This window comes from Thermocatellispora tengchongensis (genome assembly GCF_014202315.1).
In the GTDB taxonomy this organism is placed as follows: Bacteria; Actinomycetota; Actinomycetes; order Streptosporangiales; family Streptosporangiaceae; genus Thermocatellispora; species Thermocatellispora tengchongensis.
Genome location: NZ_JACHGN010000012.1, coordinates 209,496 through 225,835 on the forward strand (window position 1 = coordinate 209,496; position 16,340 = coordinate 225,835).

General features: G+C 73.9%; 11 protein-coding genes. 2 read left to right on the forward strand and 9 right to left on the reverse strand.

All coding sequences use genetic code 11. The features are described 5' to 3' along the window. Window positions 1-42: 42 nt before the first annotated feature. The gene (locus tag HNP84_RS27435; RefSeq protein WP_185052800.1) at window positions 43-1,113 is read left to right on the forward strand and encodes a helix-turn-helix transcriptional regulator; all 1,071 of its coding nucleotides are present in this window, start codon (window positions 43-45) and stop codon (window positions 1,111-1,113) included. 241 nt (window positions 1,114-1,354) lie between these two features. On the opposite strand, the gene HNP84_RS27440 is transcribed toward HNP84_RS27435, so the two are convergent. From HNP84_RS27440 to HNP84_RS27465, 6 genes are all read right to left on the reverse strand, one after another. Then, complete coding sequence (locus tag HNP84_RS27440) at window positions 1,355-1,750, reverse strand: DUF3224 domain-containing protein (RefSeq protein ID WP_185052801.1); 396 nt, start codon at window positions 1,748-1,750, stop codon at window positions 1,355-1,357. A 70-nt stretch (window positions 1,751-1,820) separates the two neighbouring features. Next, on the reverse strand, window positions 1,821-2,201 hold the full coding sequence (locus HNP84_RS27445; RefSeq protein WP_185052802.1) for an STAS domain-containing protein: 381 nt from the start codon (window positions 2,199-2,201) through the stop codon (window positions 1,821-1,823). After that, entirely contained in the window at window positions 2,198-7,834 is a 5,637-nt protein-coding gene (locus HNP84_RS27450; RefSeq protein WP_185052803.1) for a SpoIIE family protein phosphatase, read from the reverse strand. Before HNP84_RS27450 ends, HNP84_RS27445 begins: the two co-directional genes overlap by 4 nt. A 220-nt stretch (window positions 7,835-8,054) precedes the next feature. Continuing rightward, window positions 8,055-8,516: a GNAT family N-acetyltransferase gene (locus HNP84_RS27455; RefSeq protein WP_185052804.1), complete on the reverse strand. Its 462-nt coding sequence runs from the start codon at window positions 8,514-8,516 to the stop codon at window positions 8,055-8,057. A gap of 75 nt (window positions 8,517-8,591) precedes the next feature. Further along, window positions 8,592-8,999 (reverse strand): S16 family serine protease, encoded by a 408-nt coding sequence (locus tag HNP84_RS56750; RefSeq protein WP_376771963.1) that lies wholly within the window; start codon window positions 8,997-8,999, stop codon window positions 8,592-8,594. A gap of 414 nt (window positions 9,000-9,413) precedes the next feature. Further along, window positions 9,414-10,046: an alpha-ketoglutarate-dependent dioxygenase AlkB gene (locus HNP84_RS27465; protein ID WP_185052806.1), complete on the reverse strand. Its 633-nt coding sequence runs from the start codon at window positions 10,044-10,046 to the stop codon at window positions 9,414-9,416. 247 nt (window positions 10,047-10,293) lie between these two features. On the opposite strand from HNP84_RS27465, the gene HNP84_RS27470 reads away from it, so the two are divergent. Further along, complete coding sequence (locus HNP84_RS27470) at window positions 10,294-11,622, forward strand: glycoside hydrolase family 6 protein (RefSeq protein WP_185052807.1); 1,329 nt, start codon at window positions 10,294-10,296, stop codon at window positions 11,620-11,622. Between the two features lie 63 nt (window positions 11,623-11,685). Here HNP84_RS27470 and HNP84_RS27475 read toward each other — a convergent pair whose 3' ends face one another. The 3 genes from HNP84_RS27475 to HNP84_RS27485 all read right to left on the reverse strand — a co-directional run bounded on the left by HNP84_RS27475 (window position 11,686) and on the right by HNP84_RS27485 (window position 16,258). After that, a complete protein-coding gene (locus HNP84_RS27475) occupies window positions 11,686-12,159 on the reverse strand; it encodes a hypothetical protein (RefSeq protein WP_185052808.1) in 474 nt (157 codons plus the stop codon). Between the two features lie 136 nt (window positions 12,160-12,295). Next, complete coding sequence (locus HNP84_RS27480; RefSeq protein WP_185052809.1) at window positions 12,296-13,780, reverse strand: hypothetical protein; 1,485 nt, start codon at window positions 13,778-13,780, stop codon at window positions 12,296-12,298. 633 nt (window positions 13,781-14,413) lie between these two features. Next, window positions 14,414-16,258: an AMP-dependent synthetase/ligase gene (locus HNP84_RS27485; protein ID WP_185052810.1), complete on the reverse strand. Its 1,845-nt coding sequence runs from the start codon at window positions 16,256-16,258 to the stop codon at window positions 14,414-14,416. Between the last annotated feature and the right edge of the window lie 82 nt (window positions 16,259-16,340).

Genomic DNA, 16,340 nt, shown 5'->3' on the forward strand with positions numbered 1-16,340 from the left:
CCCCTAAGATGCGAAGGTCCGCAGGGAGAAGGGACACGGCGAGTGGCCGAACGGCGACTGCTTGAAGGGCTCGGCGTCGGCGCCGCCGAGGAGGCCACCTACCGGGCGCTGCTGCGCCACGGCCCCGCCACGCTGACCGCGCTCGCCGCCGCGGCCGGGGTGTCGGCGACCGCGATCCGCCGCATGCTGCCCCGGATGGAGGACCTGGGCCTGGTGTCCCGGGTCGCGGGCCGGCCGCTGCGCCTGGTGGCCACGCCGCCGGGCATCGCGGTGGACGTGCTCGTGGCGCGCCGCCAGGAGGAGATCGCGCACAGCCGGGCCTCGGCGGCGCTGCTGGCCGCGGAGGTCGCCGCGCGCACCGGCCCGCACCCGGAGGAGGTCCTGGAGGTCATCACCGGCCGCGACGCCGTGGGGCGGCGCTTCCTGCAGCTCGAACGCACCGCCACCGAGGAGCTGCTGGTGCTGGTCAGCCCGCCGTACGCGGTGGACATCAGCGACGCGGGCCAGGACGGCTCCACCGCGCAGCGGGCCCGCACGCGCGGCGTGTACGGGCCCAACGCCTTCGAGGTGCCGGGCATGCTGGAGCACACCCGCCGGGCCATCGCCGAGGGAGAGGAGGCGCGGCTCGGCCATGTGCCGGTCAAGCTGGCCGTGGCCGACCGGCGTACGGCGATTCTGCCGCTGGTCTCCGACGGGGACCGCGCGGTCGAGACCGCGCTGGTGGTCCACCCGTCGGGGCTGCTCGACGCCCTCATCGGCCTGTTCGAGGCGGTGTGGCGCACCGCGATCCCCCTGCCCGCGGCGCTCGACGCGCCCCCGTCGGCCGCGTCACCGTCGGCGCTGCCGGGCCCGTCGGCGCTGTCGCCCTCACCGGCCCTCTCGGCCTCGCGGGCGCTGTCCGCCGCGCCGGCGCCGGCGGGGGACCAGGACGCCGACGTCCTGACGCTGCTCGCCGCGGGCCTGAAGGACGACGCCATCGCGCGCCAGCTCGGGCTGAGCCCGCGCACGGTGCAGCGCCGCGTCCAGGCCCTCACCGAACGCCTGGGCGCCCGCACCCGCTTCCACGCCGGCGTCCTGGCCGCCCGGCACAACCTGCTCCCACCGGCGGAGTGACCGCCGCGCCCCGGCCTCCGCCGGTGACGCGACCGCACAACGCAACCCGCCCCCACCGGTGACGCGACCACACAACACGACCCGCCCCCACCGATGACGCGACCACACAACACGACCCGCCCCCGCCGATGACGCGACCGGACAGTCGCGACCCGCCCCCGCCGCTGACGCGACCGCACAACGCGACCCGCCCCCGCCGGGATCGCGCACCACAACCGGCCCGTGCCGGCGGGGTGACCGGTCAGCCGACCTCGTACTCCAGCGTGTAGGTGTGCACGCCCTCGTCGTCCACCTCGATGGTCCCCCGCCCCTGGATGCCGGCCAGCTCGCCGGTGCCGGAGTCGGGCAGCACCGTCCAGTCCAGGGACCGCTCCCCGCCGAGCGCCGTGGCCACATGGCCGAGCACGAAGGTGCCGCGCCGCCCGCCGAGGGTGCCGTCGAACCGCTCGAACCCGGAGTAGGCCATGGACTTCTCCCCCTCCGCCACGGCGGTCACGATGTCGGTGGTGCTGGCGCCCTCCATGTCCCCCCGGAACGTCTTCTCGATGTGCACCCGGCTCAGCTTGGCCCCCGCACGCTCGTCGTACGGCGTCTCGTCCCAGACGACGACCTCGAACGTCCCGCCGGCAACCGCCACGTCAGCCCTCCTGAATCCCGAATCTCGTCACGGACGGGCCCATCCTCTCCGGTGAACCTGTCAGATCCTGTCAGGTACGCGCGGCGGCGCCGCTCGCCCGGGCCACGGGCAGCGAGCGGAGCTCGGGACGGGAGTCGTGGATGGGGACGAGCCGTTGCGCGCAGACCAGGTTGAGGGCGTAGCGGGAGCAGCAGCCCACCGGGGCGACCAGGTGGAGCTCCACGCCGGTGCGGGTCAGGTCGCGGTGGATGCGGAACAGGGTGTTGATGCCCGCGCTGTCGAGATAGGTGATCGCGGTGAGGTCGATCACCAGGACGGCCCGGCCGCCGTGCACGGCCTGCTGGATGGCGTCGTGGAGCAGCGCGGTGTTGGAGGCGTCGATCTCACCGTGCACCGCCAGCTCGGCGTGCTCGCCGGTGGCGTGGGTGACGAAGTGGACCAGCGTGCTCATGAGCACTCCTTGCGGCGGAGCCTGCGCCGCATCTCGACGGTGGTGCCCGAGGGGCCGGGGTCGATGGTCACGGAGTCCATCACGGCGCGCATCAGCGGGATGCCGCGGCCCCGGTCAGAGCTGCAGGGGTCGCGCCAGGTGCCCTGGTCGGAGACGCGGATCTCGACCTGGCCGGCGCTGATGCGGCCATCGACGGTGACGACGCCGGGCTGGAAGGCGTAGCCGTGCTCGGCCGCGTTGGACACCGCCTCGCTGCAGGCCAGCAGGAACTCGAACTCCTCCAGTTCGGTCAGGTGGGCGGCCGACAGCCACTTGGCGAGGGTGCGGCGCAGGTCGGCGAGGTTGCCGCCGTCGGCCGGGAACTCCAGGTGCAGCGACAGGGGCGCGCCGTTGGTGCGCACCAGCAGCAACGCGGTGTCGTCGGTGCCCTCGACGCCGAGCATCGGCAGCAACAGCCGCTTGCCCAGCTCCTTCAGGTCGCCGCGCGACTCGGCGAGCCGCTCGGCCAGCCGGGTCATGCCCTCGTCGATCGACTCGCCCCGCCGCTCGATCAGCCCGTCGGTGTACAGCACCAGGGTGGTGCCCGGCGGCAGCGGCTCGCGGAAGGTCTGGTACGGCTCGCGCTCGCCGATCCCCAGCGGCGGCGAGACCGCCGAGCGCAGATAGCCGACATGCCCGTCGGACCGGCACACGAGCGGCGGCGGGTGACCGGCGTTGGCGTATTCGAGGATGCCGCTCTCTAGGTGCAGCACCCCGCAGCAGACCGTCACCATCAGGTCGGGCTCCAGCGCCTCGGCCATGCGCGCGGTCCTGACCAGCGCCTGCCCGGGGTCATGCCCCTCCATCAGGTACGCCGACAGGCTGCTGCGGATCTGCCCCATCACGGCCGCGGCGGCCACGCCGTGCCCGGAGACGTCGCCGATCACCACCGCGATGCGATCGTCCTCCAGCGGCAGCAGGTCGTACCAGTCGCCGCCGATCGTGGTGTCGGAGGCGGCCGTGATGTAGCTGGCCCAGGTGTCGAGGCCCGGCACGCACGGCAGCCGCTCGGGCAGCAGGCTGTGCTGCAGCGTGGCCGCGGCGCGGTGCTCGATGTCGAACCGGCCCGCGCGCTGCGCCGCCCGCCCGCCCAGCCCGGCGATGGCGATCAGCTCGTCCTGCTCGGCCCCGGTGAGCCGGCGGCCCTCGGGCAGCCGCACCCCCAGCACGCCGAGCACCTGGTCCTCCACCGCCATCGGCAGCAGCGCGTAGCCGCGGCCCTCGGAGGTGACGGCGTGCCAGCACGGCATGCGGTCGCGCATGACCCGGGCCAGCTCGCCGGGCAGTTCGCCGGGGAAGCCGTCGCGATCGCGCGGCTCGTCGCCGGAGACCGCGATCGTGACCAGGGTGCGGCTCTCGTCGGGCATGGAGACCAGCGCGGACGTGCCCGTGATCGGCATCACGTGCCGCACGATGACCGTCGCGACCTCGTCGGCGGTGAGCGCGCCCGACAGGTCGGCGGTGATCTCCTGCAGCCGGGCGGTGCGGGCCGCGGCCCGCTCCACGTCGCGCCGGGCCACCCGCTCGACGTGCAGCAGCCGGGTGTAGTCGAGGTGCAGGCCGAGCCGCCGGGCCAGCTCGGCCGCGAACAGCCGGTCCTCCCGCTCGTACGCCGGCCGCCCCGCGCTGCCGACCAGCGTGAGCGCGCCGAGGACCCGCCCCTGGACCGAGATCGGGCTGACGACGGCGTTGGGCACCGCCCGGCACGCGGGCGGCCCGGTGGCCTCGGCCGGGCCCTGGCCGCCCGCCTCCAGCCATTGCTCCAGCGCCTCCTCCGGCACCGTGACCTCGGCCGGGCCGCCGCCCTCCTGGCGCACGTCGAGCAGTTGCAGCAGCCGCCCGTCGGGCGCGGGGACCTCCAGGGTGCACCGGTCGGCGAACGCCGGCACCAGGATCGTTCCAGTGCGGCCGAGCTGGTCGGCCAGGGACGCCCGGGTGTCCAGCCCGGCGGTGATCTCGGCGAGGATGCGGTGCCGCTCCTCGTTGCGCCTGCGCTCGGTGATGTCGGTGCACGCCCCGACGAACCCGCAGAACACGCCGTCGCTGTCGATCCGCGGCACTCCGCGCGCGATCACCCACCCGTACGAGCCGTCGGCGCGGCGGTGGCGGTACTCCACGTCGAAGGGCCTCCGGTAGGTGAACGCCTCGTTGTAGATGGCGCACAGCGCATCGACGTCGGCCGGGTGCACGCACTCGGCCCAGCCCTCGCCGAGCTCCTCCTCGAAGGTGCGCCCGGTGTAGTCGAGCCAGGCGCGGTTGACGAAGTCGCACTCGCCCTTCGCGTCGGCCGACCAGATCAGCACCGGCGCGGCGTCCGACATCTGCCGGAACCTCCGCTCGGTCGCGTCGAGCTGGATGGTGGCCGAGCGGCGCAGCCGGGACATCACCAGGTGGGCGCCCACCCGGGCCAGCAGCTCGCGGCTGGCGAAGGGCTTGGTGAGGTAGTCGTCGGCGCCGGTGGCCAGGCCCTCGACCGCCGCCTCCTCCCCGGCGCGCGCCGACAGCAGCACCACGGGGACGGACTCGGTGGCGGGGTCGGCGCGCACCTCGCGGACGAGGTCCAGGCCGTCGAGCCCGGGGGTCATCACGTCGGCGACCACCAGGGCGTACTCGCCGGTGCGGATCAGCTCGAGCGCCTCGGCGCCGTTGCCGACCGCGGTGGTGCGCCAGTGCTCGCCGAGGATGCGCTGCAGGTAGGCCCGCATGTCGGCGTTGTCATCGACGATCAGGACCTGCTCGTCGAAGTCGCCGACCAGCGCGGGGGCCGGGCCGGCTCCGGAGGCGGCGTCGGGCGGGGAGGCGACGTCCTCGTCGTTCGGCGCCGCGTGGTCGGCGGCGTCGCCGGCGCCCCACCGCTCGGCCTCGGCCAGGAACAGCGGCGCGGACACCGCGCGGAACGGCCCGGCGGGGTGCTCGGAGACCTGGTCGGCGGGCAGGTGGGCGCGCCCGCGGGGCAGTGTGACCGTGAACGTGCTGCCCCGGCCGAGGACGCTCTCGACGCGCACCTCGCCGCCGTGCAGCTCGGTCAGGTCGCGTACCAGGGTCAGGCCGATGCCCGTGCCCTCGACGCTGCGCCCGCCGCAGTGCTGCACCCGGTGGAACCGCTCGAAGACCCGCGGCACCTCCTCGGGCGGGATGCCCTCGCCGGTGTCGGCGACGCTCAGCGCGCACTCGTCCTCGCCCGGCCGCACGGCGACGGTGATCCGGCCGGAGAGCGTGTGCTTGAACGCGTTGGAGATCAGGTTGAGGACGATCTTCTCCCACAGCCCCGGATCGACGTACACCTCCGGCGGCAGCGGCGGGCAGTCGATGACCAGTTCGAGCCCGGCCGCCTCGGCGATGGGGCGGAACATCCCCGCCAGCTCGGCGGTGACCGTGCCGACGTCGGTGGGCTCGAAGGAGGCGACCATGCGCCCGGCCTCGATGCTGGAGAAGTCGAGCAGCGTGTTGACCAGGCGCAGCATCCGCAGCGCGCTGCGCTCGGCCACCTCGACGTCGGCCCGGTTGGGGTCGCTGTCGTCCATGCGCGCCAGCACCTGGCGCAGCGGGCCCAGCATCAGCGTCAGCGGGGTGCGGAACTCGTGGCTGATGTTGCCGAAGAACGCCGTCTTGGCCTGGTCGAGCCGCGCCAGCGCCTCGGCCCGCGCGACGGCGTCGCGATGGGCCCCCGCGCGTGCCACGGCGGCGCCGACGGTATCGGCGAGCACCTCCACGAAGTCGCGGTAGTCCTCGTCGAAGGCGGCGTTGGGGCTCAGCCCCGCGACCAGCACCAGCGAGTCGCCGTCGGGCCGCCCGGCAGGCAGCGGCACCACGTGCGCCCGGTCGGGCACCCCGGCCAGCCCCGGCGGCGTACGCCCGGCGGTACGCGCCGCCAGGCCCGTCACGGTCACCCCGGCACCGGCCGCGGCCGTCACGGTCGCGACGGCCGCAGGTTCGGGCGCCTGCGTCACGGAGACCGACACCGAGGTCCGCACGGCCGGGGCCGTCGCGGCCAGGGACAGGTGCGCGGAGAGCGGGGGCGGGGCTGTGGAGACCGCCCCCTCGACGCCCCGGGACCCGCCGGAGCCCTCCGAGGCGCACCGCCCGCCCTCGGAGGCGGCGGGACCGCTGGAGGAGGCCGGAACGGGAGTCGCCGGAATCGCGGCGGCCTGGGTCGAGGACGCCGAAACGGAGGAGGCCGCGACCGAGTCGGGCCCGGCCGAGGACGCCGGAACCGCCGCAGGCGCCTGCGAAGCACCCGGAACCCGGGCGAACGTCACCGAGACGGGCGGCCCCGCACACGACGGCCCCGAAGCGAGGGCCGCCGAGGCGGCCGAGGCCGGGCCCGCCACATCGGCTTCGGCCTTGGCGGCCCGCGAGCCCGAGGCCGGCACCACCGGGGAAGCGGCCTCCGGATCGGCCGGAACCGCGCAAGCCGCGACCGAAGCGGACACCACCGGGGAGGCCGCCACCGAGGCCGCCAAGTCCGGCGAAGGCACGGCCGGGGACTCCGCGATCGCGGGAGGGGCGTCGGCGAACGGCGCCTCCGGAGCGGCCTGGGCGGAGGAGGCGGCGACCGGAGCGGGCGCGGCCGGGGAAGCAGCAGCGGACCCGGCCGGAAGGGGAGCGGACGCAACCGAGGAAGAGACGGCGGCAGCAGCCGGGACGGGAGCGGACCCGCCCGGAACAGGAGCGGGCACGACCGGGGACGAACCGACGGAGGCAACCGGAGAGGATGCACCGGGACCGGCCGGGACCGGAGCGGGCACGACCGAGGAGGAACCAGCACAAGCGACCGGAGCCGGCTCGGCCGGAGAAGAAGCGACGGGGGCGGCCGGAGCCGGGGCGGGCGCGACCGACGAGGAAGGGCCGGTGGCGGGCGAGGCGGGGGTGGTGAGGACCTCGCGGAGGGGCCAGGCGGCCGGGTCGCGGAGGAGCGCGGGGTCGGCGGGCCAGGAGAGGCCGGACTCGGCGATGAGTTCGGGGGGACGGGCCGGGTCGGCGGGGACGCGGTAGAAGAGGGCGAACGGGAGGTCGGGGCTGCCCTCCAGGGCCTCGGCGGCGCGGGCGCAGGCGTCGTCGGCGGTCGTGCCCCCGGCGGCGCGGGCGGCGGCGTCGCGGGCGAGCTGGAGCCTGCGCTTGCCCTGGACCCGCCGGGTGGTCTCGAAGCAGGCGCAGAACACGCCGCCCACCGATCCGTCGTCGTCGGGGGCGGGGCTGTAGGAGTAGGTGAAGTAGGTCTCCTCCACGAAGCCGTTGCGCTGCAGCCACAGGAGCTGGTCCTCGACGTAGTTGGCGACGCCGGTGGCCAGGACGCTCTCGAACATGGGGCCCACGACGTCCCAGATCTCGGGCCAGCATTCGGCGGCGGGCTGGACCAGCGCGCGGGGATGCTTGTTCTCGCCCAGGATGGGGAGGTAGGCGTCGTTGTAGAGCTGGTAGAGCTCCCGGCCCCAGAACACGAACATCGGGAACCGGGACCCGAGCACGATCCGAACCGCGTTGCGCAGGCTTTCGGGCCATTGTTCCGGCTCGCCCAGCGGCGTGCGGCCCCAGTCGAGGCTCCGCATGCAGGCGGCCATCTCGCCCTCGCCCGCGAACAGGGCTGCCCGCATGCCGAGATCCGGTATCGGACGGCGTGAGACCGATTGTGCTGACATCCCCCCGCCTTCCCCTTAGCAAGGGTCGGACTCCCCGATTGACGACCTTCCCGAGATTAACACCGGGGCCATGTCCGCACTTTATTTATCGCCGAATTACCAGAACCCTATTCGCGCTCACCTTTGCTTCCCGACCATCGCCACCATCTATTCTTATATCTGGACAGATTACGATTTATCCGTCTTCGCGAAGCACGAGCATGACGTGCTCCTGCCCGCCGTGCCGTACGGTCCCCGCGCGCGTGAACCCGGCCCGCTCCAGCAGCCGCACCGAGGCGGCGTTGCCCGCGAACGGGTCGGCATGGAGCGGGCGGGTCTTCTCCAGGGCCAGGAAGAGCGTCAGCGCCCTGGTCCCGACGCCCCGCCCCCAGTAGCCGCGCCCCAGCCAGTAGCCGAGGAACCGCCGCTCGCCCTCCCACCAGGCGACGATGTGACCCGCCGCCTCACCGCCCACCGTGACCGTCTGCACGAAGACCGTCGGATCGCCCAGGATCGCGTCCTTCCAGTGCGCCATGAAGGCGCCCCGCTCACGGGGCCGGAACCTGGACCGCCGCACCGCCTCGGGATCGTGCTCCTGCTCGAAGAAGACGTCGAGATCGCTCGCCTCGACATCGCGCAGCCCCACCTGATCGTCCATGCGCGCGAGTCTCGCACCCCGCACCGACATTCCACGCCCACGGGCGCGGCGACCTGCGAGCCGCCGCCCCCACCCTCACGCCTCCGGCCCGGCGATTCCCCCCTCGGCCCCGCGCCCTACGCGCACCGAGCAGGTAGCGCGGGGTCCTGCGGGAGCGGTGGCCCATGCCGGGATCAGGACGGTGGCGACGCCCGCGCGGTGGGCGGCGAGGAGCTTCGGCTTCACGCCGCCGATGGTCGGCACCGGGCCCGGCAAGTCCGCCCCCGGCCACGCATCCCAGTCCGGCGGCTCCGCCCCCGCCACGCATCCCGGGCGGCACCGACCCGCCGATCCCCCCGGACCCGGCGCCCACCCCACCCCGGAACGCAGTCCGGCGGCTCCACCCCCAGCCACACATCCCGAACGGCACCGACCCGCCGATCCCCCCGGACCCGCCCCCACCCCGCCCCGGAACGCAGTCCGGCGGCTCCACCCCCGGGCCACGCATTCCGGGCGGCTACGGGCCGCCGCTCCTCCCGGCGGCGGGCTCCCGGGCCCTCCCCCGGCCGCCCGCTCCCGGCCAAGGGTGCGGTCCGCGGGCCGGACCGGGGGACGCCATGAGACTAAAGGTGCCCCTCCTCGATTGTTGTCCGCCCGCTGTGCGACAGGGCCCGGGTGCGTCGGCGCCTTCGGGCACCGTATCCGGCTGCGGCTGACGCTCCAGGTCTCGGGACATTTCCACCCCTTCGGCCGCAAAGTGTCGGGGCGGTTCCGCTCGGCGATTTCACCGGCTCGGTTTCGGGGTATCGGGTCGCGGCCGGCGACGGTTCCGGATCGGCGGGCGCCTCTCGCCTTTTCCCGGTGGATTCGTGCGGGAATTCCAGTCAGGCTTTTGGGGGCGGCGAAAGGGCGGCGCCGTCAGCGGACTCCGCGTGGGCGGTACTGGATGCTGATGCGGGGGCCCGTGGGCCGGCTGGTCTTGGGGATGGCGTGTTCCCAGGTGCGCTGGCAACTGCCGCCCATGACGATGAGGTCGCCGTGTCCGAGGTCGTGGCGGATCGTGGGGCCTCCGCCGCCGGCGGGGCGCAGGAGCAGGGAGCGGGGGGTGCCGACGGAGACGATGGCGACCATGGTGTCCTCGGTGCCGCCCCGGCCGATGCGGTCGCCGTGCCAGGCGACGCTGTCGCGGCCGTCGCGGTAGAAGCACAGGCCGACGGTGCGGAAGGGCTCGCCCAGTTCGGGGCCGTAGTGCTCGTTCAGGGCGGCCATGGCGGCGTCGAGAGCCGGGTCGGGCAGGGGCTCGCCCTCGTCGTAGAACTTCAGCAGCCGGGGGACGTCCACCACCCGGTCGTACATCTTGCGGCGCTCGGCGTGCCAGGGCACCGTGTCGGCCAGGCGCTCGAACAGGGCGTCGGCGCCGCCCATCCAGCCGCGGCGCACGTCGATCCAGGCGCCGTGGGCGAGGGGCGTGCGGCGCACCGTCGCGCCCAGCGGGCCGGGGCCGATCTCGGTGTCGAGGTCGAGCAACGATCCCTGGAATACGCCGTCCATACCGCCGACTATACGCGATTATTCGCACGCATTTTCGATCATGCCGTGCGGGAGCTGAAAGTTTCACCACGTCACAGAGGCGCGAGTGCGGCGCCTGCCTGCGGCGGAGCGGGACGCGGGGCTCGGCGCCCGCGGGCGCGGCCTTTCCGCCGCCCGGGAGCCGGGCATAGAGTCCGCGACAAATGGGAGCGCTCCCATGATCGCCGCGGCCGCCGCCCTCCCGCCCATCAGGAAGGAACCCAGCCGAATGTCGTTACGCTCCATCGTCGCCGCCGTGGCCGTGGCGGCCGTCACGCTGACCGCCGGCGCCGCGGTCACGCAGGCGGGCGCGCTCGCGGCCGACTCGCCCTTCTACGTCGATCCGGAGACGCAGGCCGCCAAGTGGGTGGCGCAGAACCCCGGCGACTCGCGCACCCCGGTGATCCGCGACCGCATCGCGAGCGTGCCGCAGGCGCGCTGGTTCACCGCGTACAACCCGTCCACCGTGCGCGCACAGGTGGACGCCTTCGTGGGAGCCGCCGCGTCCGCCGGCAAGATCCCGATCATGGTCGTGTACAACATCCCCAACCGCGACTGCAGCGGCGCCAGCAGCGGCGGCGCGCCCGACCACGCCTCGTACCGGCAGTGGGTGGACCAGGTCGCCGCGGGCCTCGGCGGGCGACGGGCCACGATCATCCTCGAACCCGACGTGCTGGCCCTGATGACCAACTGCATGAACGCCTCGCAGCAGGCCGAGGTCCGCGCCTCCATGGCGTACGCGGGCAAGCGGCTCAAGGCGGGCTCCTCGCAGGCGAAGGTGTACTTCGACGCCGCGCACTCGGCCTGGCTGTCCCCCAGCGAGATGGCCTCCCGGCTGGTCGCGGCCGACATCGCCAACAGCGCCGACGGCATCTCCACCAACGTCTCCAACTACCGGTGGACCTCCGACGAGGTCAACTACGCCAAGGCCGTGATCGCCGCCACCGGCGTGTCCCGGCTGCGGGCGGTCGTCGACACCAGCCGCAACGGCAACGGCCCGCAGGGCTCGGAGTGGTGCGACCCGCCCGGCCGCGCGATCGGCACGCCGAGCACGGACCAGACCGGCGACTCGATGGTGGACGCGTTCCTGTGGATCAAGCTGCCGGGCGAGGCCGACGGGTGCATCGCGAGCGCGGGGCAGTTCGTGCCGCAGCGGGCGTACGAGCTGGCGCAGGCCGCGCCCACCGCGAGCCCCACGGTCACGGTGACCCCCACCGTCACCCCGACGGTGACGCCCACGGGCGGCGCGTGCTCGGTCACCTACCGCAAGGTCAACGAGTGGAACTCCGGCTTCACCGCCGAGCTGTCGGTACGCAACGGCGGCGGGGCGCTGTCGAGCTGGCAGGTCGCGTTCACGGTCGGCTCGGGCGTGACCGTGACCAACGGCTGGAACGGCGAGTGGTCGCAGTCGGGCACCCGGATCACCGTCCGCAACGCCCCCTGGAACGGCAACGTCTCGGCCGGCGGCACGATCACCCTCGGTTTCAACGGCTCCTTCACCTCCGGCAACCCGGCGCCCACCGGGTTCACGCTGAACGGGGCCGCGTGCTCGGGCTGATCCCCTCCCGCGCACGGCGCGGCGCCCGGTCCCTCTCCTTCGGACCGGGCGCCGCGCGCCGCGTCAGTGGCGGATGACCTTCACGTAGTCGGTCGCCGAGGCGGGGGCCAGGCCGCGCGCCCCGTCGAAGACCGCCTTCCAGGTGCCCGACCAGTAGGCCGGGACCTTGAGGTGGAAGGACCCGTCGCGGCGGGTCCGGGTCGTGTCGACGTACTCCCAGCGGTGCTCGCCCCGCGGCAGGAACAGGATGTGGATCTTCTTGCCCGCGAGGCGGTGCCAGCGCTCGTAGTCCTCGCACGAGTCGGCGTGGTGCACCGACACGAAGCCGTCGATGTAGTCCTCCTCGCACCGGACCTGCAGCTTGCCGCCGAGGTACAGCGGGCGGTGCGCGTGCGCCGGTTCCGGCCCGGCGTCGAACCACAGCTTGGTGTGGCCGACGTCGATGTCGGGATCGGCCATCGCCGGCGCGGCCGTCGCGAGCGCCAGGGCGCCCACGGCCATCGCCGCCGCCGCGGTGGTGGCGACTCGTCGCAACATCAGGTACTTCCTCTCCCCGTGCTGTCGTCCGCGCTCCCGGTACGGAGCGCGCGCCTACGGTCATGCGACCGGTCAAGCGCGGGAAAAGTTCCGGTAAAGCCCGTTACGGTTTGATCACGATGCCGATACCCGCTGGTCAGCCGGCCTGGCGGGGTGCGCTGACCTCGGGGGCGTACGCCTCGCTGCCGCGGTACTGCACCCGCCACTCGCCCTGCGACGAGCCGGTGAACCTGCGTTCGAACCGGCCGTACCTGTCGGTCGTCGCCGAGGCGAGCCTGGTCCACTGCACGCCGTCCGGGTGGCGGTGCAGGATCTCGACCGGCTGGCCGGGGAACGGCGCGTAGTCGATATAGCCCTTGGGGTCCACCCGGTTCAGCAGCCCGCTCACCCGCACCGTGACCCGGTCGCCGTCGCGGACGCGCTCGACCTTCAGCCCGCTGAACATGGTCTCCCGCTTCAGCCAGAACACCATCACGCTGGTCACGGTCTGGCCGTCGGCGTTCCGCGCCACGGCGGTGACGGTCCAGCGTCCCGCGGGGTACCAGCGGTCCAGCCCCCTGGTGGGCAGGAAGCGCCAGGTCTGCCACTCCTCGCCCAGCTCCGACGGCCGTACCTGGAGCTGGTACGCCGGCGCCGCGGCACGCCCCTCGGCACGGGCCCGCTCGTCCAGCCCGGCCCCCGACCTGGGCCGGGCGGCGGGACGGCCCTGGATCGCCGGACGGCCCTCGACGGCCTGCACCGACGAGCCCGCCGGCCTGATCTGGGCGTGCTGAGCGGTGAGCGGCGGAATCGGCGCCTGAGGCTCAAGCTGCACGACGTACGGCGGGATCTGCAGCCACGACCCCGGCTCCTGCGGGACGGGGAGAACCTGCTGGGCGGGCTGCGGAACCTGGCTCCCCGGGGACGGCTGAGGCAGGGGCGCCTGAGGCAGGGGCCACTGGTACTGCCCAGTGACCGGCGGCGCCGACTGGGCGGGCTGGGCAGGCTGGGCGGGGACCTGCGGCTGCGCGGGCTGGACCGCCTCGGGGTCCTGCGAGAGGTCCTGCTGGAGGTCCTGCTGGGCGGGCTTGGGCGACTTGGGGTGCTTGGGCTGCTCGGCCTGCTTGGACTGCTCGGCCTGCTTGGGTTTCTCGCCCTGCTTCGGCTGCTTGGACTGCTTCGGCGGCCCGGCCTGCTGCGGCAGGGGCTGAGGCTGGGGCTGGACGACGGGGGCGGACGGCTCTGGCTGGGCGGGGACCTGCTGGGCGGAGTCGGGCTGCACGGGCTGGGCGGGCTGTGCGGGATTGGCGGGTTGCGCGGGCTGGGCGGGGTCCGGGGCGGGGATCGGAGGCGGCGGGGACGACAGGGGCGGCGTCGGCTGCGCGTGGGGCCGCTGGGCCTGGGCCCCGCCGTGCCTGCTGGGCTCGACCTTGATCGTCACCCCGTCCCGGCCGCTGGCGCCGCGGGCCACGACCTCGATCACCATCCGCACCGACCCCTTGGGCCCGACGGTCGGGGACATCGGCCGCAGGCTGATGGACCTGATCTCAAGGCCCTCCGCGGCCGCGGGCGGGGCCTGGACGAGTATCGGCGCGACGAGCGCACTCGCCGCCAGCGATGTGAGAAGAATCCTCCTGCTCATGATCAAGACGGTAGGAACCGCCAGGTAATGCCCGTGGCCCCGACACACACCCCGCAAGGCAAAACCCGCCCTCGCCGGGACGAGGACGGGCGAGGACGGGCGGACCCGGCGAGGAGCGAACCCGACGGAGAGCGGACCCGACGGAGAGCGGACCCGACGGAGAGCGGACCCGACGGAGAGCGGACCCGACGGAGAGCGGACCCCGCGGGGAGCGGACCCCACGGGCGCGGGCCAGACGGGCGCGGGCCAGACGGGCGCGGGCCAGACGGGCGCGGGCCAGACGGGCGCGGGCCAGACGGCGACGGGCGGGCCATCAGATGGTGCGGCGGGCCCGATGTCAGGCGCCGTGCTCCCACGCGCGCCCTTCACGGGCCGCCGCCCTCACGGCGCCACGCTCCTCAGACACCGCGCCCTTCAGACACCGCGCCCTTCAGACACCGCGCCCCTCAAACACCGCGCCCCTCAAACACCGCGCCCCTCAGACACCGCGCCCCTCAGACACCGGCGTGGCCGCGCAGCGGCTGGGCTCGGTGGCCAGTCCCGGGCGACAACGTGGTGGCCATCGGCAGGTCCACCGGCTACAGCCCGACCACTCGCCCCTCGGACACCGGGCCCCCCGGAACACCGCTCCCCTCAGGCGCCGTACATGGAGTCGATGATGTCGGAGTACTTGGCGTGGATGACCCGGCGCTTGAGCTTCAGGCTCGGGGTCAGCTCCTCGGTCTCGGGGGTCCACTCGACCGGGAGCAGGCGCCAGCGCTTGACCTGCTGCACCCGAGCGAGCTTCTGGTTGGCGGACTCGACCGCGGCGGCGACCTCCTTGAGCACCTCGGGGTGCTCGGCCAGTTCGGCCAGGGTGCTGAAGGGGATGCCGCGGGCCTCGGCCCAGCCGGGGGCGACCTCGGCGTCCAGGGTGAGGATGGCCACCGGGTGCGGGCGCCCGTCGCCGTACGCCAGCGCCTGGCCGATCAGGGGGTGCTCCTTGAGGTGGCTTTCGATGTTGGCGGGCGAGATGTTCTCCCCGCCGGCGGTGATGATCAGCTCCTTCTTGCGGTCCACGATGCTCAGGAAGCCGTCCTCGTCCATGGTGCCGACGTCGCCGGTGTGCAGCCAGCCGTCCTCGTCGATCAGGGCGGCGGTCTCCTCGGGCCTGCCGAGGTAGCCGCGGCAGTTGAGCGGGCTGCGGGTGAGGATCTCGCCGTCCTCGGCGATGCGCACCTCGACGCCGGGCTCGGGCCTGCCGACGGTGCCGAGCTTGTAGTCGTCCACGCTGTTGGCGGTGAATGCGCCGGTCGTCTCGGTCATGCCGTAGACGTCCAGCACCTTCAGCCCCAGGCCGGCGAAGAAGCGCTGCACCTCGGCCGGCATGGGCGCCGCCGCGGTGGCCACCCACTTGGCGTTGTCGAAGCCGACCATGGAGCGGATCAGCGCGAGCAGCGAGGCGTCGGCCGCCTCGTACGCCTCGCGCACCTCCGGGGTGGGGGTGCGGCCGTGCTGGCAGGACTCGATGTAGGCCAGGCCGGCGGCCATGGCCTCGCGCACGGCGCGCTGCTGCTCCTCGGGCTGGGTGGCGAGCAGGGCCTGCAGCCGGGCCATCATCTTCTCCCACACGCGGGGCACGCCGAAGAACAGCACCGGCTTGACCTGGCCGAGGGTGGCGGCGAGCTGGGCGAGGTCGGTGCAGAAGTGGACGTGGGCCACCTTGAACAGCGGCAGGTAGAGGCTGAGCACCCGCTCGGCGATGTGGGCGTAGGTGAGGTAGGAGATCTGGGTGCCCTTCATGGGCAGGGAGGTCATGCGGTCGGTGGCGGCGACCTCGTAGATCACGTTGGCGTGGGTGAGCGGGACGCCCTTGGGGTTCCCGGTGGTGCCGGAGGTGTAGAGCACGGTGAGGGTGTCGCCGGGGGCGACGGCCTGCCAGCGGGCGTCCACCGCCGCGGGGTCCTCCTCCAGTCTGGCCCGGCCGAGGGCGAGGAAGTCCTCCCAGGACATGAAGCGGTCGCCGTCGGGCGCGCCCTCCAGCAGGACGATCTTCTCCACCCGGGTCAGCCGGTCGAGCACCGGCTCCCAGCGGGCCAGGTCGTCCGGGCCGCCGAGGACGGCGACCCGGGCGCCCACGTCGGAGACCACGAAGGCGATCTGCTCGGGCGCGAAGGTGGAGTAGACCGAGCAGGGGGTGGCCCCGGCGTGCACGGCGCCGAGGTCGGCCAGGACGTGCTCGCTGCGGTTGACCATCATCAGCGCGACCGCGTCGCCGGGCTCGACGCCGATCGCGGCGAACGCGGCGGCGATCTCCAGCACGCGCCCCCGCGCCTGGCCGTAGGTCAGGGTGGACCACCCTCCCCCTTCGGCGGGATCGGAGTACGCCGGGGCGTCGGGGTGGTCCTCGGCCGTGCGGCGCAACTGCTCGCAGACCGTGAGACCGGCGATCTCCGCCTCGATCTCGGCTCGCACGCCGAGGATCCCGGTGTCGGCCATGACACGCCTCCAGGGGAAAGTGTTCACTTATCCAGCGCGATGTGATCTGCATCGCATCACAACGCCCACGGGGCCGACAAGA